This is a genomic window from Paenibacillus sp. FSL M7-0896, from assembly GCF_037975415.1.
Lineage (GTDB): Bacteria > Bacillota > Bacilli > Paenibacillales > Paenibacillaceae > Paenibacillus_AQ > Paenibacillus_AQ silagei.
In genome coordinates, this window is the sequence record NZ_CP150250.1 from 825,550 (window position 1) to 846,707 (window position 21,158).

Annotated in this window: 21 protein-coding genes; 17 read left to right on the forward strand and 4 right to left on the reverse strand. The window is 53.5% G+C overall.

Annotated elements, in window-relative coordinates; translation table 11 throughout:
• Window positions 1-47: 47 nt before the first annotated feature.
• Window positions 48-752: an AIM24 family protein gene (locus MKY12_RS03425; RefSeq protein WP_036723116.1), complete on the reverse strand. Its 705-nt coding sequence runs from the start codon at window positions 750-752 to the stop codon at window positions 48-50.
• Between the two features lie 12 nt (window positions 753-764).
• Window positions 765-1,274 (reverse strand): hypothetical protein, encoded by a 510-nt coding sequence (locus MKY12_RS03430; RefSeq protein WP_339312942.1) that lies wholly within the window; start codon window positions 1,272-1,274, stop codon window positions 765-767.
• A gap of 211 nt (window positions 1,275-1,485) precedes the next feature.
• Between MKY12_RS03430 and MKY12_RS03435 the strand changes: the two genes are divergently transcribed.
• The 15 genes from MKY12_RS03435 (at window position 1,486) to MKY12_RS03505 (ending at window position 15,007) form a co-directional block, all read left to right on the forward strand.
• Window positions 1,486-2,172, forward strand: a complete 687-nt coding sequence (locus MKY12_RS03435) for a M50 family metallopeptidase (protein WP_209879442.1) — start codon at window positions 1,486-1,488, stop codon at window positions 2,170-2,172.
• 187 nt (window positions 2,173-2,359) lie between these two features.
• Complete coding sequence (locus MKY12_RS03440; RefSeq protein WP_036723121.1) at window positions 2,360-3,043, forward strand: hypothetical protein; 684 nt, start codon at window positions 2,360-2,362, stop codon at window positions 3,041-3,043.
• Between the two features lie 233 nt (window positions 3,044-3,276).
• Window positions 3,277-4,242: a WYL domain-containing protein gene (locus MKY12_RS03445; RefSeq protein WP_036723123.1), complete on the forward strand. Its 966-nt coding sequence runs from the start codon at window positions 3,277-3,279 to the stop codon at window positions 4,240-4,242.
• 259 nt (window positions 4,243-4,501) lie between these two features.
• The gene (locus MKY12_RS03450; protein ID WP_036723125.1) at window positions 4,502-5,491 is read left to right on the forward strand and encodes an ABC transporter ATP-binding protein; all 990 of its coding nucleotides are present in this window, start codon (window positions 4,502-4,504) and stop codon (window positions 5,489-5,491) included.
• Window positions 5,488-6,480, forward strand: a complete 993-nt coding sequence (locus MKY12_RS03455; RefSeq protein WP_339312943.1) for a dipeptide ABC transporter ATP-binding protein — start codon at window positions 5,488-5,490, stop codon at window positions 6,478-6,480. Before MKY12_RS03450 ends, MKY12_RS03455 begins: the two co-directional genes overlap by 4 nt.
• A 113-nt stretch (window positions 6,481-6,593) precedes the next feature.
• The gene (locus MKY12_RS03460; RefSeq protein WP_339312944.1) at window positions 6,594-8,261 is read left to right on the forward strand and encodes an ABC transporter substrate-binding protein; all 1,668 of its coding nucleotides are present in this window, start codon (window positions 6,594-6,596) and stop codon (window positions 8,259-8,261) included.
• Between the two features lie 25 nt (window positions 8,262-8,286).
• Complete coding sequence (locus MKY12_RS03465) at window positions 8,287-9,291, forward strand: ABC transporter permease (protein WP_339253894.1); 1,005 nt, start codon at window positions 8,287-8,289, stop codon at window positions 9,289-9,291.
• A gap of 13 nt (window positions 9,292-9,304) precedes the next feature.
• On the forward strand, window positions 9,305-10,213 hold the full coding sequence (nikC, locus tag MKY12_RS03470; RefSeq protein ID WP_339312945.1) for a nickel transporter permease: 909 nt from the start codon (window positions 9,305-9,307) through the stop codon (window positions 10,211-10,213).
• A gap of 475 nt (window positions 10,214-10,688) precedes the next feature.
• The gene (locus MKY12_RS03475; RefSeq protein WP_339312946.1) at window positions 10,689-11,243 is read left to right on the forward strand and encodes an RNA polymerase sigma factor; all 555 of its coding nucleotides are present in this window, start codon (window positions 10,689-10,691) and stop codon (window positions 11,241-11,243) included.
• Window positions 11,244-11,564 carry a hypothetical protein gene (locus MKY12_RS03480; RefSeq protein WP_339312947.1) on the forward strand — a complete coding sequence of 107 codons (321 nt, stop codon included), beginning with the start codon at window positions 11,244-11,246 and terminating at the stop codon, window positions 11,562-11,564.
• A complete protein-coding gene (locus MKY12_RS03485; RefSeq protein WP_339253901.1) occupies window positions 11,542-11,919 on the forward strand; it encodes a PLDc N-terminal domain-containing protein in 378 nt (125 codons plus the stop codon). Before MKY12_RS03480 ends, MKY12_RS03485 begins: the two co-directional genes overlap by 23 nt.
• A gap of 19 nt (window positions 11,920-11,938) precedes the next feature.
• Window positions 11,939-12,319 carry a hypothetical protein gene (locus MKY12_RS03490; RefSeq protein WP_339253903.1) on the forward strand — a complete coding sequence of 127 codons (381 nt, stop codon included), beginning with the start codon at window positions 11,939-11,941 and terminating at the stop codon, window positions 12,317-12,319.
• A gap of 551 nt (window positions 12,320-12,870) precedes the next feature.
• Window positions 12,871-13,614 (forward strand): molybdate ABC transporter substrate-binding protein, encoded by a 744-nt coding sequence (gene modA, locus MKY12_RS03495; RefSeq protein ID WP_339314762.1) that lies wholly within the window; start codon window positions 12,871-12,873, stop codon window positions 13,612-13,614.
• Window positions 13,615-13,645: 31 nt separating this feature from the next.
• Window positions 13,646-14,308, forward strand: coding sequence for a molybdate ABC transporter permease subunit (modB, locus tag MKY12_RS03500; protein WP_339312948.1), 663 nt, complete (start codon window positions 13,646-13,648; stop codon window positions 14,306-14,308).
• Between the two features lie 99 nt (window positions 14,309-14,407).
• Window positions 14,408-15,007 (forward strand): hypothetical protein, encoded by a 600-nt coding sequence (locus MKY12_RS03505; protein ID WP_339312949.1) that lies wholly within the window; start codon window positions 14,408-14,410, stop codon window positions 15,005-15,007.
• Here MKY12_RS03505 and MKY12_RS03510 read toward each other — a convergent pair.
• Window positions 14,946-16,562, reverse strand: a complete 1,617-nt coding sequence (locus MKY12_RS03510; RefSeq protein ID WP_339312950.1) for a helix-turn-helix domain-containing protein — start codon at window positions 16,560-16,562, stop codon at window positions 14,946-14,948. The genes MKY12_RS03505 and MKY12_RS03510 overlap by 62 nt on opposite strands.
• Window positions 16,549-18,354: a histidine kinase gene (locus MKY12_RS03515; protein WP_339312951.1), complete on the reverse strand. Its 1,806-nt coding sequence runs from the start codon at window positions 18,352-18,354 to the stop codon at window positions 16,549-16,551. Before MKY12_RS03515 ends, MKY12_RS03510 begins: the two co-directional genes overlap by 14 nt.
• A 222-nt stretch (window positions 18,355-18,576) precedes the next feature.
• Here MKY12_RS03515 and MKY12_RS03520 point away from each other — a divergent pair, with 222 nt between their 5' ends.
• Both MKY12_RS03520 and MKY12_RS03525 read left to right on the forward strand, forming a co-directional pair.
• Window positions 18,577-20,148, forward strand: coding sequence for an extracellular solute-binding protein (locus tag MKY12_RS03520; RefSeq protein WP_339312952.1), 1,572 nt, complete (start codon window positions 18,577-18,579; stop codon window positions 20,146-20,148).
• Between the two features lie 78 nt (window positions 20,149-20,226).
• On the forward strand, window positions 20,227-21,135 hold the full coding sequence (locus MKY12_RS03525) for an ABC transporter permease subunit (RefSeq protein WP_036723142.1): 909 nt from the start codon (window positions 20,227-20,229) through the stop codon (window positions 21,133-21,135).
• The last annotated feature ends 23 nt before the right edge of the window (window positions 21,136-21,158 follow it).

The following is a 21,158-nucleotide window of genomic DNA, read 5'->3' on the forward strand; positions in this document are numbered from 1 at the left end:
AGGACATATAGAAGAGCGCCCGCGTTATACATGCGGGCGCTCTTTACTTACTTAATAAATACACCGCCGAAGGGCAGGGCTTCCCGCAGGAAGCGTTTGATAATACCGTCTTCATTATTGTCGCGCTCGAAGCGTCTGCTCTGGCGTCCGGCCTGGAACAGCACAGGCCCGTGGCCGGTCATCTTCCAGTGATAGCTCATATGCTGGCTGGCGAGATGGTTGCCGTACACCGTCAGCTCAAGCTTGGCATTCTCGGGATAAGCGATAATACTGCCGGCATCGACATAGAGCGGATCGAAGGGATGCAGCTCGGCTTCGCAGACCGTGCCCTCCGTCAGAATGCCGATGCTGCCGCGGCCGGAGAATTTGACCTTGACGATATCCCGGGTAATCAGCATATTCTTCATGCTCAGCACTCTCGTCTGCATCGTGACGCCCTTGCTGTAGAAGAAGAGGTGCCTGAAGTCGTAGAGCAGATCGCTTTTGCTGTCGAGCTGGATGGTCTTGACCCGGTAGCCGGGCGGCAGCGCGGCTGTGAACCGGCAAGGGCCGGTCAGATCCGCCCGGATCAGCTTGCGCTTGCGGTACATGCCCTTCACATCCATGAACCGGTCGGCCCGTCCCGCCGAAGGGCCCTGGTAAGCAATAATCTGCTGCGGATGCAGCACATGGACCTCCTCGTTCTCCTGAACGGTAAAAGCAACCGCCTGTCCGCTGCCGCTGTCGCCTTCATCCTGAATGTCAATGTTCATTCTTCATCCTCCTTAACGCAGCCGGTCGCTTCTTCTGGAGCGGTACCGCATCGTGAAGCGCAGCACCCGGATCAGCAGGAAGTAGCCCAGCAGAAGAGCAATCCCGGAGATGACCGTCACCTTGATCCGGTTGAAGTAGTTCTCTCTCGCCGTGCGGTCATTCTTCAGTTCGTCCACGACCTGGCTGAGCTGGCGGTTCTGCTCCTGCAGGGCAGCATTCTGGGACTGATACGTCTGCATTTGCTGCAGGCTGTCCGTCAGCTGCTCCTTGGTCTGCCCCAGCTCGTCCACTGCTTCTCCGAGATCTTCCTTCGTCTGCTGGAGCTCCTCGGCAGTCTTCCGGTAGCTCTCCTGCAGCTTGCTGACTTCGCCGGGCAGCTCCGAGAAGCTCTGGATTCCATTATATATATCATTCAGATAATTGGCCTTGGCCTCGGGGGCAGGCCAAGTGAGAGTAAGGCCAAGCATAAGCAGGGAAGAACCCAGCAGCCTCAGCATCACTCCTGTTACCCGTTTTTTCATCAATTGATCACCACCTGTTAGAGCTAATTGTCTTCCTATTTTATCATAGCTGCTTGCTGTTTGAACAACCCGGGCGGCTGTAGGCATAATTACCCTTTGTATCTAAGGAGAGAACCAAGAGGTAATACAGTGTTAAGGCAGGGATGGTTTCCATAATATTGAGTGTCGCTGCAAATTAACGTATACTGTGAACGGAAAGGGGCTGTATTCAATGAATAGATGGCTCAAAACACTGTTGTTCCTGGCGGGCTCCGCTCTGTTGACCCGGTTTATTCCGTTCTCCTCCTTATTCCGTAATCTGGATACCATGTTCCATGAATTCGGCCACGCGCTGATGACTCTGCTGCTCTCCGGCAATGTGCTGCGCATTGAGCTGTATTCTGATCACAGCGGTGTGACCTATTCGGCGATTGCTGCCGGAGGCAAGGCGATCCTGGTGTCGCTGGCGGGTTATCCTCTGGCTTCACTGTTCGCGTTGCTGCTCTTCTATTTCTATAGTAGAGATAAGCGGGAATGGGGGCTTGTTCTGACCAGCCTGGTCGCACTGATTATGCTTGTGCTGTATGTACGGGGCGGCTTCGGGATGATCTGGCTAAGCGGCTTCATTCTGCTGAATGCTGCGATGCTGTTCCTCTGGCCGAAGGTCAGCAAGGTGTACTATCTGTTTCTTGCGTTCCTGACCCTAGAGGAGTCCGTGATGGGGACCTTATTCCTGGTCTATGCTTCCGTCGTGACACCTTCCCGGGCAGGGGATGCAGCGAATCTGGCCAGATTGACCATTTTACCGGCCCCTGTGTGGTCACTCCTGTTCTTCCTCTTCGCATTGCTGTGTGCAACCTGGGCCCTTGGGCTGTTCTTCCGGCATGAGAAGGCGGGCAGACGGGTCCGATTGATGTAATGCGTAAAACTTTGTTCGTCATATTTTGACAAAAGAATAGACTTTCATAAAGAGGCAATCACCTTTTGGGGTAGGTTGGCTCTTTTTTTGTCGATATTATAGGACCGAACATACATTCCATGACAAGGAGTTGTCCGCCAATATTGGTACATTAATAGAAGACCCAAATTAAGAAAGAGGTGGAAATATGCAAGCAAGTATTCAGACGTTGTTTACATGGAGCCAGGAGCGTATTTTGGCAGGCGGTGCCAAGAAAATAGTGCTGCTCGTGGAGTGGAAGGGAGCGCTACAAGGGGAGGATTCCCGCAAGAAGAGCCGGAAGGTGGTAGCCCGGGATATTGAGCTGCGTGTCTGGCTCGAAAGTCATGTCAAGGTAACAGGATGTTACGGCTGTAGTGCAGAAGAAGGAGAGGGGAGATCACTGCTCCTGAAGCTTGGCAAAATCCATTCCGGGCAGCGCAGGTACATCGCCCTGGAATTCATGATGGCGGGTATGCCTGCAGGCATACATGAAGCCCTCTGGCTGCAATGGCAATACAAGCAGCCTACGGTGGAACGTATCCGCGAGCTGCCGCTCAAGAAGCTGGGAATCGAATATTCCCATCATACCGGCCTGCTGGGGGCAGGCTCCTGCTTCCATGTGGAGAAGCATCTGGCGCTGCTGCAGACAGAGGCGCTAATCGCGGAAGCCCAGGAGGCCCGGATGAAGAACAAGCCTGAGGTACCCGCAGATATTCTTCGCAGGCAGGCCGATCAACTACTCCTGATGGCTGCCCGCTCCGGGGATATGCAGCTGCTCAGAGAAGCGGAAGCGCTGTATAAAAGACTGGAGGCAGAGCATCTGCCGCTCAGCAGGATAGGAATGAGATAATTGCTGGGAAGCTGCGTAGATAGAATAGGAATTACCCATACATAGGGCTCAAATATAGAATCACACCGGGCGGAGCAGATAAAGAAATGCGTAATATCTAAATGTGGTAACATAGTAAAATAGTTCTATTATATTTTCTTATCTCGGTTATTACATCCTTGGTTATAGATATATATAACTAGTTTATTTAAAAATAATGGGTCTATTTTACCATAAGTCAAGGAGAACTGAATATGACAGACCGATTGATCCGGCTGATGCGCATCATTACGCTAGTTCAAGCCAAACCGGGAATTCTGGCCCGTGAGCTGGCGGAACGATGCGGCAACAGCGAGAGAACGATTTATCGGGATATGGATGCGCTCAGTGCCATGCATATCCCCATTACTCATATGGGACATGGCAAGGGGTATGCTTTTATCGGTAATTTCGCGCTGTACCCCTTGGATTGGTCAGAAGAGGAAGAAGAGGCTTTTTCTCAGTTGCGCAGTATTATGGCGGAGATCAAACCTTTGCTGCCCCCGGGCTTTGAAGACGCATACGAGAAAGTGATGGCGGCAGATTATAAGCAAAAGGCAGAAAGGGAAGAAACAATGGAGCGTACGAAAAAGGAAGCCGGACCAAACTGGACGGAAAATAGCAGATCTCAGGGAGACCAGCCCCTCTTTCTGACCGACATTCTGGATGCCGTAATGAAGCAGAGAAGCATACAGGCTGACTATAGTGAGAATGCCTACGAAGAAAAAGGTATCCGGATTGATCCCTATTGCCTGGTCCCGCTAGAGAATCGTTTTCACCTGATTGGTTTCTGTCACCGCTTCGGGATCATCCGCACCTTTCATATTAACGGTTTCTCCAGTGTCAATCCGCTGGACAGGTGGTTCTCCAAAGACCAGTTCGATCTGCAGTCCTTCATGGAGCAAAAGTGGTCCCTGGAACAAGACAGCCTGCAGGTTGAATTCAGAGTCAAATTCTCGCAGCGGATGATGGAACGGCTGAAGCAGGAGGAGATGTTTGTGAAGCCGAGCAGGGTGGACCGCCAGAACCGCAGCCTGCATTTCAAGGTCGCTGTGGAGCAGGATATCGGCTTCGTTCATTGGATTATGAAATACAAGGAAGAGGCTGAGATTATGGAGCCGCTATATTACCGGGATGTGCTGAAGCAACAACTGGAGAAGTGGCTGTCGCTGTACAAATAACTGCAGGTATATTTTCCTCACACTTTTATGCTCTGATATATTCATATAAAATTCATAGGGTTAGTTATATGTACAAATTTTCCTTGCCTAGATAGGACATCCATAGTAAAGTTATACATTAAATAACAGTAATATGTATTTAAAGTTAATTAGATTACTTATTATGTTAGGTATTGGTTAATATATCTAACTTTTTAAATAGTTTTCCTGAGCAGGCATTTGACCTTCGTTCAATTTTTAACAGAAAAGAGGGAGAGACTTGATCCAGCCGATTCTGAGCATTGAAAACCTGCATACCCACTTTTTAACGGACCGCGGTGAGGTTCCGGCAGTGGATGGTGTCGATCTCTACATTAATCCGGGCGAAGTTCTGGGTGTCGTAGGAGAATCCGGCTGCGGTAAAAGTGTCACCTCCCTGTCTATCCTGAAGCTGGTCCCAAGCCCCCCAGGGAGAATTGTTGACGGACGCATCCTGCTGAAGGGCCGCGATATTGTTCCGCTGAAGGAGAAGGATATGCGCAAGATCCGGGGGGATTCGGTCTCGATGATCTTTCAGGAGCCGATGACCTCGCTGAATCCCTTATTCACGGTTGGACAGCAGATTATGGAGACGGTACGCCTGCACCGTGGTCTCTCCAGGAAGGAAGCCCGGGAGCATGCTGTCGGTATGCTGCGCAAGGTTGGAATTCCCCGGCCGGAAGCGATCATCGACGAGTACCCGCATCAGCTATCAGGAGGCATGCGCCAGCGTGTCATGATTGCCATGTCGATCTCCTGCAGCCCGGAGCTGCTGATTGCCGATGAGCCGACAACCGCGCTTGATGTAACCATTCAGGCTCAGATTCTGGAGCTGATCCGCCAGCTGAATGAGGAGCAGGGCACTGCCGTTATGCTGATTACCCATGATCTTGGCGTAGTAGCCGAGATGTGCCACCGTGTGGCTGTGATGTATGCCGGCAAGGTGGTGGAGGAAGGCAGTGTGCATGATATTTTCAAAAATCCGCTGCATCCGTATACGAGAGGACTGATTGCCTCCGTCCCCCGGATGGATGAAGCTAAGGAACGTCTCTACTCCATTCCGGGCAATGTGCCGATTCTCAGCACAGAGATGCAGGGCTGCCGGTTCGCACCGCGCTGCCCGGAGGTCATGGAGCTGTGCATGCAGAGCCTTCCGGCGCTGACACGGCAAGAGGAGCAGCACAGCTGCAGATGCTGGCTGCATGACAGGGAACAGGAGGATGCGGTATGAGTGAGAGCCTGCTTGAGGTCAAGGGACTCCGGAAGTATTATCCGCTGAACAAGGGCTTCTTCAGCCGGGAACGCGGCAGTGTGAAGGCTGTGGATGATATCTCCTTTGCTGTGAGCAAGGGGGAGACCTTCGGTCTGGTAGGGGAGAGCGGCTGCGGCAAATCGACTACCGGCCGCGCGCTGCTCCGGCTGATTGAGCCGACAGCGGGCGAGATCTGGTTCGAAGGGCAGGAGCTTACGAGGCTGTCTGCGGAAGATATGCGGCGTCAGCGCCGGGAGATGCAGATTGTCTTCCAGGACCCTTTCTCCTCCCTGGACCCGCGTCATACTGTGCAGCGTATTCTCGAAGAGCCGATGATTGTACACGCTACTTGCGATGCCAGGCAGCGCAAGGCAGAGGTGGAGCGGCTGGCGGATGTAGTCGGATTGTCCAGGGCCCATCTGCAGCGTTACCCTCACCAGTTCTCCGGCGGACAACGCCAACGGATCGGCATTGCCAGAGCTCTGGCACTCCATCCGAAGCTGATTATTGCGGATGAGCCTGTCTCTGCGCTGGATGTATCGATCCAGTCCCAGGTTATTAACCTGATGCAGGATTTGCAGCGGGAATTCGGCTTAACTTACATATTTATCGCCCATGATCTCAGTGTGGTGAAGCATATCTGCGACCGGGTAGCGGTAATGTACCTGGGGCGGATTGTCGAAATTACGGATAAGCATAAGCTTTATGCCCGGCCGCAGCATCCTTATACGCAGGCTCTGCTGTCTGCGGTTCCTGAACCTGATCCCGATATCCGTAAGGAGCGGATCATTCTGCAGGGGGAGGTACCGAGTCCGGCGAATGCACCAGTCGGATGTGCATTTAACACGCGTTGTCCGCGCGTGATGGAGCAGTGCCGGGTGATCAGGCCTCCGCTGATGGAGACAGAATCCGGACACTTCACAGCCTGTCATCTCTATGATGGAGAAGCCAATACACCGCTTGCCTGATTTGCTTGCATCTTAGAGCCATATACAGAAGAACCTTGGTTTATAGCTGTGCTACCTGCACGGCTCTATATAAACACTTTGATATTTCAATGAAAGAAGGGAGCTTTCTGGAGATGAACAAATGGGGTAATCTCGCATTGGTACTGATGCTTGGCGCGGGGCTCGCGCTCAGCGGCTGCGGCGGAGGGAACAACACAGGCAACACGGGAAATACCGGAGGGAATACGGCGGCAACAAGTGCTCCGGCAAGCCTACCTGAGACCTCCGGGACAGCGCAGGATACCCTGATCCTGGGGCGCGGGGGCGACTCGGCTTCCCTGGACCCGGCGATTGTGACGGACGGGGAGTCGCTGAAGATTGCGCATCAGGTCTTCGATTCGCTGCTCGAGTATAAGCCGGGTACCTCTGAAGTCCAGGCCTCACTTGCCGACAGCTGGGAAGTAACGCCGGACGGGCTGAGCTACACCTTCAAGCTGCATCCTGGCGTGAAGTTTCATGACGGAACCGATTTCAACGCCGAGGCAGTCGTGTTCAATTTCCAGCGCTGGAGTGATCCGGCCAGTGAATACAAATTCGAAGGTGATTCTTTCGATTACTATGACTCCATGTTCGGTCCGGACGGGGCGCGGGTGATCAAGGAAGTGAAGGCGGTGGACGAGTCGACGGTTCAATTTGTACTGAACCAGCCGCAGGCGCCGTTCCTGCAGAATATCGCCATGACCACCTTCGGGATTGCCAGTCCTGCTGCGGTCAAGGAGAAAAAGGAGAATTTCAAGAATGAGCCGGTAGGGACAGGCCCGTTCGTGTTCAAGGAGTGGAAGCGCAATGATTCCATCACACTGGATAAGAATACCGCCTACTGGAAGGAAGGGCTTCCCAAGCTGAACAAGGTCATCGTGCGATCGATTCCGGACAACTCAGCCCGCTTCACGGCGCTGCAAAACGGGGAAATCGATCTGATGGAAGATCTCAGCCCGGATGACTTGTCCACGCTGGAGAGCAACAGTGCTCTGACCAAGATTGAGCGTCCGCCGTTCAATGTGGCGTACCTCGGCTTCAACTTCAAGAAGAAGCCGTTCGACAATGTGAAGGTAAGGCAGGCGCTCAGCCATGCAGTCAACAAGCAGGAGATTATCGATGCATTCTTCGCCGGCCAGGCCCAGGCTGCGGTCAATCCTATGCCGCCTTCCCTGTGGGGCTATAACGACAGTGTGAAGGATTATGAGTATGATCTGGACAAAGCCAAAGCGTTGCTGGCCGAAGCGGGTTATCCTGACGGACTGCCTGATCCGGTGACCCTGTACGCGATGCCTGTATCCCGTCCTTATATGCCTGACGGCAAGAAGGTAGCCGAAGCGATTCAAGCAGAATGGGAGAAGATCGGGGTCAAGACCGTTATTGAGTCCCCGGAATGGGCGACTTATCTCGATGACACCAAGGCCGGGGAGAAGGACGATATCTTCATGCTAGGCTGGACCGGCGACAACGGCGACCCGGACAACTTCCTGTACACCCTGCTGGACAAGGATGCTATTCCCGGCAATAACCGTGCTTTTTATGTGAACGAAGAATTGCATACGCTTCTGACCGGCGCCCAGAAGGAGACAGACCAGGGCAAACGCACCGAGCTGTACAAGCAGGCTCAGGAGATTATCAAAGCCGATGCGCCATGGATTCCTCTGGTTCATACCACACCGCTGCTGGCCGGCAAGGCTAATCTGAAGGGCTTCGTTCCCGGACCGACAGGTACGGAGTATTACAGTGAGATTTATTTTGAATAAATACACCTTTGGAAGGTGAACGGAATTGAACTCTTACCTCATAAAACGTGTGATGGTGCTGTTCCCCGTGCTGATCGGCATGACCCTGATCGTCTTCTCCATTATCCATGCCATTCCGGGTGATCCAGCCGAGACGATTCTCGGCCAGAAGGCGACCGAGCAATCCAAGCAGGCGCTGCGTAACCAGCTTGGCCTCGACAAGCCCTGGCTGCAGCAATATTTTAACTACATGGGTGATTTGGCCCGGGGGGACCTGGGGACTTCGATCCGCACCAAAACGCCGATTGCCAAGGAAATCGTACCGTATCTGGCCGCTACGCTGGAGCTGACGGCTGCCAGCATGCTGTTCGCAACCTTCGTCGGAGTGAACGCCGGTATCCTCAGCGCCTGGAGGCAGAACTCCTGGTTTGATTATACGGCGATGATCATCGCGCTCATTGGGGTATCGATGCCGATCTTCTGGCTGGGGCTGATGGAGCAGCTGCTCTTCGCGCTGAAGCTGCACTGGCTGCCGTCCATCGGCAGGATGGACCAGCGCAATCCGGTGGAGACGATAACCAACCTGTACGTGCTGGATACGATTCTGGCCGGACGGTGGGACCAGCTGTGGACGGTCATTAAGCATCTCATTCTGCCGAGTATTGCACTTGGCACGATTCCGATGGCGATCATTGCCCGGATGACCCGCTCCAGTATGCTGGAGGTGATGAATTCCGATTATATCCGTACAGCCAAGGCCAAGGGTATGTCGCAGTTCCTCGTGGTCTATAAGCATGCGCTGAAGAATGCACTGATTCCGGTGCTGACGGTAATCGGTCTGCAGACGGGGGCGCTGCTCGGAGGGGCGGTGCTGACCGAGACGATTTTCGCCTGGCCCGGGGTAGGGCGTTATATTTTTGAAGCGATCAGCTCGCGGGATTATCCGGTGATCCAGACCGGGATTCTGATTATTGCCTTTATCTTTGTGGTCATCAATCTGCTGGTGGATCTGCTGTATGCCGCTATCGATCCGCGCATCAATTACAAATGAGGGGGAGCAGCTAATGGGACAGGCAGCACTACAGGCTCCACCTCCTAAGGCTCCACCTCCTAAGGCTCCGGCGGATCAAGCCTCCGGCCCCTGGCGCGATGCATGGAAGGCCTTCCGCAAGAACAAGACGGCCATGGCCGGGCTTGGCATTATCCTGTTCTTTGTACTGATTGCGCTGCTCGCGCCGTGGATCGCCCCGTATGATTTCAAGGCCCAGCAGTTGGTGAACCGCCTGAAGCCGCCGTCGGCAGAGCATTGGTTCGGTACGGATGATCTGGGGCGGGATCTGTTCACCCGGGTAATCTATGGGGCGCGGATTTCACTCTGGGTGGGATTCTTTTCCGTAATCGGCTCGATCATTGTCGGCACTGCGCTGGGCATCCTCGCCGGATACTACGGCAAATGGATGGATATGATCATTTCCCGTCTGTTTGACATTTTGCTGGCTTTCCCGAGTATTCTGCTGGCCATCGCTATTGTAGCTATTCTGGGACCTTCCTTGCAGAATGCGCTCTACGCGATTGCCATCGTCAACATTCCGACCTACGGCCGGCTGGTCCGGGCCAAGGTGCTCAGCCTGAAGTCCGAGGAGTACATTACGGCGGCCAGGGCCATCGGGATGAAGAACGGGCGGATTCTGTTCAGCCACATCCTGCCGAACAGCCTGACGCCGATCATTGTTCAAGGCACTCTTGGCGTCGCGACAGCCATCATTGAAGCCGCTGCCCTGGGCTTCCTTGGACTGGGCGCTCAGCCGCCGGACCCGGAATGGGGCAAGATGCTCTCCGATTCCCGCCAGTTTATCCAGAAGGCCCCCTGGACCGTGGTGTTCCCGGGCTTGTCCATCATGCTGACGGTCCTCGGCTTCAACCTGATGGGCGACGGCCTGCGGGATGTGCTGGACCCGCGGATGAAGAATTGAATCTGAATAGAAGGTATTAGGAAGGGCTGTCCCAAGCCATATTAATGGCTGCTTGGGGCAGCTCTTTCTTTTAACAGAAGGTGGTTTCCTGTGTTAGTTGCAGAATGTACACTTAAAAGCAGCCAAAAGGCATAGTTTCATCTTCTAACTGTATTCTGTACAACTAAATCTGCCCAATTAGCTGATAAACGGGAGAAGGCTGCCTTTTAAATGTACGAAATACAACTAAACGTGAGAAGGGTTAGGAATCGGGCATTTTAGTTGTACGAATTGCAATTAAGCCAGTTCCCCTCCTATCCTCGGGTCACTGCTAAACCTTAGTTCAGAATTAGCCCAACGTGGTTCCCGAATGGGAGATTCGTTTCTCAGAGTTCTGTGAACCGAAGCCCTACTTTTCCCAAAAATAACTTTGTGAATTTTCGAACAATATCCGGAACGCTTCGTAATGTAGGTTGAAAGGGTGGGCGGAGAACAGATGATGACCGACAAACAGCTCGTTGAAGGATGCAAGTCCGGTCAACAAGAGCATCTTGAGTTTCTCATTGTCAGGTATAGGGATGATTTATACCGGTTCTGCCGCCATCTTACCTTGAACCGGCAGGATGCGGAGGATTTGTTTCAGGAGGTATGGGTACGTGTGCTCCGCAAGCTAGAGAAGTATGATGCAGAGCGTCCCTTTAAGCCTTGGCTGTTCCAGGTGGCCTTCAACATGTACCGTGACCGCTACCGGAAGTGGAAAAGCGTGTATGCCCTTTGGACCTGGTTGTCCTCGGATGCGGAGCTTATACATATTAGAGACCCGGCTCCACTGGCAGAAGAGGATCTGCTGCGGCATGAGGAGCACCGGCACCTGGAGGAATGCCTCCGGAGTCTGCCCAAACGTTACCTTGCCCCTCTCATACTGTATTACTATGAGGAGTTCAGCTATGAGGGCATAGCGGAGGTGCTGGGAGTTCCCCTCGGAACTGTCAAATCCCGATTGAATCATGGTAAGAAGCTGCTGCACAAGCTAATGAAGGAGATGAACTAAATGAAGGAGTCCGGAGACGAAGACCGGCTGCTGACGGAATATTTCAATCTGCCGCTCACGCCATCACCAGAGCTTGTCTCTAATACGATTCGGCGGATACAAGGGCGCAGGACCATGGGTGTACTATCCATTTTAATGGTCCTGCAATGGCTGGTATTACTGGTGCTGGGATTGTATTTCCTGGCCGGTCCGGCTGCCATGCAATGGAAGATCAGCATGGGGCTGCTGTTCATCCTGTCTCCAATGGTCGCCGGAACATTGCTGTTGTACAGTACTATGGGAGGCGGGAGAGGGTCTTATGAAAGTTCACTTAACCGTTGAGAAATTTGTTTTTTGGGCGCTTACAGCAACCATCCTGGTAAGCTGTATTGCGCTGGGGTACGCTATAAGCCCCTATATGGGCGAGTTTATGGAGGAGAATCTGACCTGGCTCATCGTGATAAGCCTGTTGGCCCTGCTGTTCCTGGGGCTGAATGTGCTAATCGCGGTATTCATTTATAAAGATGCCTCGCGGCGGCGGATGAATGCCTGGCTGTGGGTGACTGCGGTCATCTATATCCCTAATTTCATCGGTCTGATCCTGTATCTCCTGGCAAGGAAACAGCATCACATTCACATAGCATCTAATGCAGGCAATGAGGGTATCCGTTGTCCGCACTGCGGCCATCTAATCTAAACCGGGGAGTGTTAGGGATATGAAGAATAAATGGATGAAACTGGGTATTTTGATCGTCATGGCGTCGGTGCTGCTGACTTCCTGTGACAAGAAAATAATGTACGTCGGGTCCAGCACGAAGAGCAAAATAAGCGGCTCCTACAAGCTTTTTACGGGCACAGAGGAGAAGAAGCTGAGCATGAAAAGCGGCGAAACGATCAGCATCGATTACAAATCCAAGGTGGAAAAGGGCCAGCTGTCCATGAAGTTATACGGGCCGGATAATGAGGTGCTTACTGAACTGGCAACCAATGAATCAGGTACCGAGAAGGTGGAAGCCGGGAAGGACGGGAAATACCGGATTGAAATCAAGGGGGAAGATGCCAAGGGAAGCTTCAAGGTTGCTTTCAAGGTCGAATAACTGGAACTATATAGATTGAACTAAAAAAGTTAAGTTAAAGGAAAAGTGGCGGAGGGGAATTTTGGAACTGGAGGAGCGGTAGCGACCGCCTTTGTCTACGGATTTCAACCGTTAAAAAAGGTATAAAATCATGAAATCTGTAGACAACAGCGGCCGGAAGTCCAAAACTTCTCTGGAGTCACGGCTAATTCCAAAACATAAAAACATTAGTTCAATTTATATAGCGAGAAGATTATTGCGAATAGCCTTAGAACAGGCCTCTTCCCTATACATAGGGCGGGGGTTTTTTTGTTGTATGGATTAGGGGAGTCCCTATTTTGTTAGGATTTATATGTTTTGGGGTCCCCGCAAAGTACCTGAGTCATCATCGAAGCTAAAGCTGCACTTTGTGGGGGTGTTTTGATACTAATTATAACTAAACATATACAAACATAATCAAATGCATTGTATAATTCGATTTAACTTGCTAGAATATGATCAAAATAAAGAATAGGGATTGGGAGGTATGGAGTGTGCTGAAGAAGTGGTTAGCGGGATTGTTGGTGCTGCTTATGGTGGCGGGCGTGTCGGCGGGTTCAGCAGGAGATGTTGAGGCGGTAGTGAAGAAGACGGAGATTATTGTCTCCGCAGCAGCGAGTCTGCAGGATAGTCTGGACAAGATTGCTGTGCAATATGAGAAGCAGCATCCTGAGATTAAGCTGGTGTTCAATTATGGCGCCTCAGGTACGCTACAGAAGCAGATTGAGCAGGGAGCACCGGCCGACTTGTTCTTCTCGGCAGGCGATAAGCAGATGAACGCGCTGGTGGATAAAGGGCTGATTGCAAACCACAAGGCGCTGCTGAAGAATCAATTGGTCGCCGTTGTGCCTTCCGATTCGAACACGAAGCTTACAACCATTAATGACCTTACCGCTCCAGCCTTCAAAAAGGTAGCCGTAGGCCAGCCGGAATCGGTACCAGCCGGACAATACGCTCAGCAGTCCTTGACCGCGAAGAAGGTATGGGATACGCTGCAAAGCAAGCTGGTCTTCGCTAAGGATGTCCGCCAGGTGCTGTTTTATGTGGAGACAGGCAATGCAGATGCCGGGTTTGTCTACAAGACGGACGCGTTAACCTCGAAGAAGGTGAAGATCGCCCTGACGGTGGGCGGCCATGTACACAAGGCGATTAACTATCCGGTGGGCATTGTTAAGGATTCGAAGCATCAGGCGGAGGCCGAAGCGTTCTATAGCTATGTACAGACAACTGCTGCCAGCTCGGTCTTCACCGGCTACGGCTTTCAATTGGCTCAATAAATAACGATAAAATCGATGGGGTGAAAGAGAGATGGAGATCAATTGGACCGACTTTTTCGCCCCGGTCTGGCTGTCCATCAAGATTGCGGTATTAACCAGTATGATCGTGTTCCTGCTGGCCACACTGGCTGCCCGGAAGATGGCGGGACGCCGGTTCTTCGGACACAGCCTGGTCGAAACGGTCCTGCTGTTGCCGCTGGTGCTGCCGCCAACCGTGGTCGGCTTCGTCCTGCTGGTGATCCTCGGCCGGCGGAGCTGGATCGGCAGACTGTATGAACAGTTCACGGAGCAAACGATTCTGTTCACCTGGGGGGCGGCAGTCATTGCCGCTGTTGTGGTTGCTTTTCCGCTGGTATACCGCACGGTCAAGGCAGGCTTCGAAGGGGTAGAGAAGGAGCTTGAGGATGCAGCGAGGGCGCAGGGAGCCAGCGAGCTTCAGGTGCTGCGCTATGTGACCCTGCCGCTGGCGGGGCGTTCGCTGGCCGCTGGTTATGTCCTCGGCTTCGCCCGCGGGCTGGGCGAGTTCGGGGCAACGATTATGGTGGCGGGCAATATTCCGGGACGTACCCAGACCGTGCCTACCGCGATCTATGTAGCGGTGGATGGCGGCAATATGACGCTGGCCTGGATGTGGGTCGGCTCGATCATTGTCATCTCCGCACTTATGCTGATGTTCGTGAACCGCCGTACCTGACGGCTTAGCTTAACAAGGGTAACCCCCGTCCTCACCGGAATTTCCGGTGAAGGCGGGGGCTTTTTATGGTAAACCGGATACAATCGGCTGGTGTGTGTGGTGAGTGGGCCGAATGTAATCGAAAAACCGACCACATTCCGCGTTGAGCGGGCGCGTGGAGCAAATGTAATCGAAAAACCGACCATAATGTGCGTTGCGGAGGCACGTGGACCAAATGTAATCGAAAAACCGACCACATTGGGCGTGACGGAGGCGCGTGGGCCAAATGTAATCGAAAAACCGACCATATTGGGAGTGACGGAGGCGCGTGGAGCAAATGTAATCGAAAAACCGACCATAATGTGCGTTGCGGAGGCACGTGGGCCAAATGTAATCGAAAAACCGACCACATTGGGAGTGACGGAGGCACGTGGGCCAAATGTAATCGAAAAACCGACCACATTGGGAGTGACGGAGGCGCGTGGGCCAAATGTAATCGAAAAACCGACCACATTGGGCGTGACGGAGGCGCGTGGACCAAATGTAATCGAAAAACCGACCATAATATGCGTTGCGGAGGCACGTGGGCCCAATGTAATCGAAAAACCGACCACATGGGACCGGGAGCGGCGCGTAGGCCATGCTGCTGTTTCTGAATTTATATACTTTGTGTCCCCTGCCGGCGGTAATCCGAGGGGGAGACGCCGGTCTCCTTCTTGAAGATCCGGTTGAAGGACCGGTAATTCTCGAAGCCGATGGATTCGGAGATTTCGAAGGTTTTGTGGTCGGTGGTGAGCAGCAGCAGCTTGGCCTGTTCGATCCGCAGGCGGGTCAGGTATTGGACAAAGCTCTCGCCGACGGCCTTCTTGAACATGGAGCTGAAGTAGGGCACGCTGTAATTGATCGAAGCGGCCAGCTCCTCCAGCTTGTAGGGATAGCTGAGATCTTCGCGCATCTGTTGAATGATACGTGTGATGGAGGCATCGATCTTCCGGCCGCCCTCCTGAAGCTGCTGAAGCTTGCGGAAATGATCGCAGGTGATCTCATGTACAGCGTTGAATGTCTGGCACAGCTCGATTTGTACACGCAGCTCTGCTTCGAGATCCGCCCCGCCTTCCGCCCCAATAACGTTATGGCTCATATCCAGAAAGACTCGCAGATATAGGGACTTGATCTGCTCCGGGTCCCAGGCTTGCTCCATCGCCTGACGGTGCAGGGACACCCGCTCCTGCTCCAGAGCTGCCGTGCTGAGATGCGGCTCCAGCAGCGCTTTCTTCAGCACCTTGCTCCAGAAGCGGCTCTGCGGCTCAGGAATCCGCTGGAAGCTGGAGAGTTGCCCCCACTCCCTAATGCCGATAAGCTCATTGCAGCGGTAAAAGAACGGATACGGCGCCGAAGCCAGCCGCTTCAGTGCCTCCGGCCGGTCCTCCAGTCCCTGTTCGAAGCTGCACAGCAGGGCGATGCAGCTCATCCGGAGATTCGCGGCCAGGGATTCCAGCACCTGCTCCAGGAAGCGGGGTCTCTCCGTCTTGAAGCTGTCGGTATACAGGGCAAGGAACCGCCCTTTGTCGAGGGCGATAACCTTATGCGGGCCTATGCTGCCGAGCAGCTCCTTCAGCACGTTCACCCCGGCGAATTGCCACAGCTTCAGCTCCTCCAGCTGGTCGATCGGGAAGCGCAGGGAGTTGCGGTCCAGCTCCACAAGCAGGGTCATGAAGCCCTGGCCGTGAAGCGGGAGCTGCGAGTCCGCAAGACTGCGCAGCCATTTGGCTTCAGCCGCCGGGCTGCGCAGCATGTCGAGGAACAGGCTCTGCTCAATCTCGACTTCGCTCAGGCGGACCTGCTGCTCCAACTGCAGATAATTGTCTCTCGTCTCGCCGCGTGAATCCGCCAGGACTGCCAGCTCCTCCATCGTCCGGGTCAACAGGCCCGGATCGGAGAGGCAGTCATCCTTAATCAGGTAGGAAGCCGCCTTCAGATGAATGGCCTGCTGGGCATAGTGGAAATCCTGATGACAGGTCAGGATAATGATCTGAGGGGCAGGTGCCCCGCTCCGTTCGATCTCGCGCAGCATCTCCAGCCCGTTCATGCCCGGCATTGTAATGTCGGTAACAATCAGCTCCGGCTTATGCTTCAGGAACAGCTCCAGCCCGTCCCGGCCATCCTCGGCTTCGCCGACAAGGGTGAACAGATCTGCACGCTCCTCAATGAAATGCCGGAAAACCGTTCTTGCCGGAATCTCGTCCTCCACAAGGACAACTCTATAGTGATTCATGATGTTCCTCCTTAATCAGAACGTTCCCGGACGGCAGCAGCATGCGGATGGTCAAGCCTTCGCCCGGAGCGCTGGTGAGCAGGATCTGTGTCTCCGCCCCGAACAGCAGCTTCATACGCATCCATACATTCTGCAGTCCGATGTTCTCGGCAGACTCTTCCTGCTGGAGATGGAGCTGCAGCTTCCTCAGCTCAGCCTCTTCCAGACCGTTCCCGTCGTCCTCGACTTGTACAATAATATGGCTCCCGCCGGGACTTCTGTATACGCGCACACGGATATGCCCTTCCGGTGCCTTACGCGGGAGAATGCCGTGGAACACGGAGTTCTCAATCAGCGGCTGCAGACCCAGCTTCGGAATCATCATGCCCCGCAGCGGCTCCTCAATCTCAGCCTCCAGATGGATCTGGCATTTGTAGCGCATATTTAGCAGCCCGACATAATCCGCCAGATAATCAAGCTCCTGCTGGAGCTGTACCGTCTGCTCGAAATTCTCCATGGAATACCGCAGCAAGGCCACCAGCCTTCCCATCAGGGAGTTGATCTTCTCATAATCCTTCATCATGGCGAACATACGGATCGTATTGAGGGTATTGTACATGAAATGGGGGTTGATCTGCGACTGCAGCGCCCGGATCTCCAGCTTGCGCTTCAGATCCTCCGAATCATGCAGGTCTGCCAGCAGATCCTGTATGCGGACAGCCATGGTATTGAGCATCCGGCCCAGATCCCCGATTTCATTATTGGCGAAATGGGTGACCCTGGCATCGAAATTCCCTTTTTTCAGAGCATCGACCTGCCGCTTCACAGCCTGTAGAGGCCGGTAGAGCTGATACCCGAAGCCGACCACACAGAGCGCCCCCAGACAGACCAGAATGAGCAGAAAATAAGTGACCGTCCGGCGGATAATCTCGGCGCTGGCCGTCAGCTCCTTGGACGGAATCTCCGAGAGCACGATCCACTTGTCGTAGGTGGAGGTCTGCTTGACAGAGACAATAGAGGAGCCTGCCGCGAACTGATCCGGGCGCTTCAGCTCCTTCCAGCGCCTCAGAATCTCCTGAACCCGCTGCTTATCCGCCTGCTTCTCCAGCTTGCTGGTCGTGGCAATGGTCAGGCCGTCTTCCGTCAGCAGGGAGATAGAGCCCTCGCTCCCAAGCTGAATATTCTCAATCTGCTGCTGGTATTGGCTATTATTCATGGAGATCAGCAGCACGCCCTTCAGGTCCTTATATAAGTCGAAGGGAACGCGTGAGATATAATAGGTAGACGAATTCAGAATAGCCAGCTCAGGCAGCGAATGCTTGTCCAGAAAAAGATTCGGCCGTCCCGAAGCCAGATACGCTTCAATCAGCGGCCGGTATGGGGACTCCTCCAGCATGGCCGGGGCTTCCGTGGAGGAGAGGACCTCTCCTGTAACGGCGGAATAGACCTGTAGGCCCTCCACATTCCCGATGATGGCGGAGGCGCCGCTGAGCACGGAGATCAGATCCTTTTTGCGGACCACCTCTTCAAAATATTGGGCCGAAGGCGATACCAGCGCGCTCTGAATGGACGAGATCCGCGAATATTGCTCGCTGAGCTCCCGCAGCCGGGTCATGGTTAATTCAATCCGGTCCACGACCTGATTGACGAGCTGGGCATTCAGGCGGTTCACCTGCTGCTCCACCGTCGTGCTGGATACGCTTACAGAAATGAAGGACAGCACAATCAGCGGAACCACCGAGATGGCGAACATGACGACAATCATCTTAATATAGAAGCTCCGCCGCAAAAAGCTGAAAAAGGGTGAATTCATAGAGTCACATCCGTTAAGGGTTTTGGACTACGGATACCGGGCAGGCTATCCTAAACAGATTATAGTACATTGGCGGACATGGAGATACCTGCGGACCGGCAAATCTTAAAAATGGTGACACTTTGGCTGGAATCCGGCATGTTCTTAAGCTCCGGCGTCTTCTATAATCCAAAGTGTAAGCACGATGTAAACGCAATCAATACAAGCAAATGGGGGATGACAATGAATATTACAAAAAAGCTTGTACCACTTGTAGCTTCGGCGGCGTTGATGGTAACTACACTGGCGGGCTGCGGCAGCGGTAATAATTCAGCGGCAGGCAGCACAGCGGCACCGGAAGGCAGTACACCAAGCGGTGCGGCTAGCAAGCAGGCCAGCATCAAGGCCATGACCATTCTTTTCGGCAATCCGCCGGAGATGACGAACAACAAGGCGCTGGAGGATCTGGAGAAGCGCGGCAATGTAGATCTGAACGTAACCTTCGTGCCATCCGAAGCCTATACGGACAAGCTCTCTGTGGCGGTATCGGCCGGAGATTCCTATGATCTGCTGCTGATGGATGGCGGCAAGGACGATAAATTCAACAACCTGGTGAAAATGGGCGCTTTTCATGACCTGACCCCTTACCTTGCGAAGACCAAGAATATCAGCCAGATTGATGAGGTGGTCTGGAATGGTGCCAAGATTGACGGCAAATCGTACGGGATTCCCCGGCCGCGCGGTCTGTACGGCGGAGGCGAAGCCAATATTCTGATCCGCAAGGACTGGCTGGATAAGTATAATCTGCCAGTTCCGAAGACGATGGACGAGCTGACGAATGCGCTTGCGGTGTTCAAGGAGAAGGACCCGGCGGGCGGCGGCAAAACCATCCCGTTCACGATCTACGGTTCAGACGGTGTGAATAGCCCCGGGCCGTTCTCGGGTGTCCTCCCGATCCAGTATGCCTTTGGCATTCCAAATGTGTGGAAGCTGGACGGCGACAACGTGGTCCGTGATTTCCAGACGCCTGAATACAAGGCCTTCCTGGAGTGGCTGAGAGATTCCTGGAGCAAGGGCCTGATCGACAAGGATGCGCCGGTACTGAAGAACCAGGGGCAGGCGCGGAGTAAGTTCCTTGCGGGCACAGCGGGTGCTTTTGTCGGGAATGTCAGTGATATTGTAGAGACCAACGTAGAAAAGCTGAAGCAGACGGACCCGAAGGCCGAAATCGCGATTGTCGATGTACTTGAAGGCGCGAACGGACAGAAGGGTGCTTCTGTACTCTCCGGGTACTACGGACTGTGGGCGGTTCCAAGCTCCGTACCGGAGGATAAGGTGCAGCAGATTGTAGACTTCCTTGACTTCACGGCCTCAGAAGAGAATGTAGCGTTCTCCAAAGCGGGAGTCACCGGCATCCATTCCAGCGATTTCAAGAATGGGGTTGCGGTGCAGACCGAGGAGCAGAAGAAGCAGTATGAGCTGGATAAGCCGAACAATTTCATCCTGGAGAACCGTGCAGATCCATATGTATACGCCAACTCCAAGGAGCCGGACATCCTGGCGCTGCAAAAGACAACTCTCGATACGATCAGCAAGATCGGGGTGGAGAATCCGTTCCTCAGCTACAACTCACAGTACGCCAGCAAGAATCCGGACAGCTATAAGAAAATGAGTGCGGTAATGACGAAGTATGTGCTGGGCGAGGGAGCCTGGGAGGATGTGCAGAAGGAGATTGATACCTGGACGGAGGGTCCGGGCGTGCAGATCACCAAGGAACTGCAGGACCAGTATAACGCAGAGCATTCCGCGAAGTAATACAACAACACTATATACAGAGGCAAAGGAGGGGGCTTTCCCCTTTCTTTTGCCCATTTGGATAAGGAGGTTTAGCCTGTGCAGAGAGCTTTACGACCCAAACGGTTTCATCAGCTATGGCCTTTTTACTTACTGGCAGCACCGGGTATTCTCTACTTTCTCACCTTTCATTACATCCCGATGACAGGACTCATTCTGGCCTTCAAGGAATACAGCCCGTTCAAGGGCATGATGGACAGTCCCTGGGTGGGGCTGGATAATTTCAGACAGTTTTTCGGAACCTCCGATTTCTATATGTTGCTGAAAAATACGCTGCTGATCAGTCTGCTGAATCTGATCATTTATTTTCCCTTCACGATCCTCCTGTCGCTGCTTCTGAATGAAGTGCGGCTCAAGGTGTTCAAGCGTGTCTCGCAGACCATCGTATATCTGCCCCATTTTCTCTCCTGGGTCGTGATTTACGGGATTACGATTTCCTTCTTCGGGCCTTCGGGCGTCATTAACCATTACCTCGGCCAATGGTTCGACGGCAGCGCTAACTTCCTGGTCAGCAACGAATGGTTCCGGCCGCTGGTCATCTTCCAGTCGATCTGGAAGGATGCGGGCTGGGGCACGATTATCTTCCTGGCGGCACTGGCGGGGATTAACCCTGAGCAGTATGAAGCAGCCAAGGTGGATGGAGCAAGCCGATTGCAGAGCATCTGGCATATCACCCTCCCCGGCATCAAAGGGACCATCGTGATTCTGCTGTTGCTCCGACTGGGCTCCTCGATGGACTCCAACTTCATGCAGATCTTCCTGATGACCAATAGCCTTAACCTGGATGTCTCCAATGTCTTCGATCTGTTCGTCTACCATGTCGGTCTGGAGCAATTCAATTACAGCTTCGCGATTACCGTAGGCATGTTCAAATCCGTTGCCAGTCTGATCCTGGTCCTCGGGGCCAATTATGCGGCGAAGCTGCTGGGTGAGGAAGGCATATTCTAGAACAAGAACAGGAGTGGAGAGGT

Bases quoted from the DNA above. Each gene is read 5' to 3' on its own strand.
- MKY12_RS03480 (WP_339312947.1), top strand. From the start codon at position 11,244: ATGAAGGAGTCCGGAGACGAAGACCGGCTGCTGACGGAATATTTCAAT.
- MKY12_RS03475 (WP_339312946.1), top strand. From the start codon at position 10,689: ATGATGACCGACAAACAGCTCGTTGAAGGATGCAAGTCCGGTCAACAA.
- MKY12_RS03485 (WP_339253901.1), top strand. From the start codon at position 11,542: ATGAAAGTTCACTTAACCGTTGAGAAATTTGTTTTTTGGGCGCTTACA.
- MKY12_RS03510 (WP_339312950.1), bottom strand. From the start codon at position 16,562: ATGAATCACTATAGAGTTGTCCTTGTGGAGGACGAGATTCCGGCAAGA.
- MKY12_RS03425 (WP_036723116.1), bottom strand. From the start codon at position 752: ATGAACATTGACATTCAGGATGAAGGCGACAGCGGCAGCGGACAGGCG.
- MKY12_RS03515 (WP_339312951.1), bottom strand. From the start codon at position 18,354: ATGAATTCACCCTTTTTCAGCTTTTTGCGGCGGAGCTTCTATATTAAG.
- MKY12_RS03490 (WP_339253903.1), top strand. From the start codon at position 11,939: ATGAAGAATAAATGGATGAAACTGGGTATTTTGATCGTCATGGCGTCG.
- MKY12_RS03460 (WP_339312944.1), top strand. From the start codon at position 6,594: ATGAACAAATGGGGTAATCTCGCATTGGTACTGATGCTTGGCGCGGGG.
- MKY12_RS03430 (WP_339312942.1), bottom strand. From the start codon at position 1,274: ATGAAAAAACGGGTAACAGGAGTGATGCTGAGGCTGCTGGGTTCTTCC.
- MKY12_RS03440 (WP_036723121.1), top strand. From the start codon at position 2,360: ATGCAAGCAAGTATTCAGACGTTGTTTACATGGAGCCAGGAGCGTATT.
- nikC (WP_339312945.1), top strand. From the start codon at position 9,305: ATGGGACAGGCAGCACTACAGGCTCCACCTCCTAAGGCTCCACCTCCT.
- modA (WP_339314762.1), top strand. From the start codon at position 12,871: ATGGTGGCGGGCGTGTCGGCGGGTTCAGCAGGAGATGTTGAGGCGGTA.
- MKY12_RS03445 (WP_036723123.1), top strand. From the start codon at position 3,277: ATGACAGACCGATTGATCCGGCTGATGCGCATCATTACGCTAGTTCAA.
- MKY12_RS03520 (WP_339312952.1), top strand. From the start codon at position 18,577: ATGAATATTACAAAAAAGCTTGTACCACTTGTAGCTTCGGCGGCGTTG.
- MKY12_RS03455 (WP_339312943.1), top strand. From the start codon at position 5,488: ATGAGTGAGAGCCTGCTTGAGGTCAAGGGACTCCGGAAGTATTATCCG.
- modB (WP_339312948.1), top strand. From the start codon at position 13,646: ATGGAGATCAATTGGACCGACTTTTTCGCCCCGGTCTGGCTGTCCATC.
- MKY12_RS03435 (WP_209879442.1), top strand. From the start codon at position 1,486: ATGAATAGATGGCTCAAAACACTGTTGTTCCTGGCGGGCTCCGCTCTG.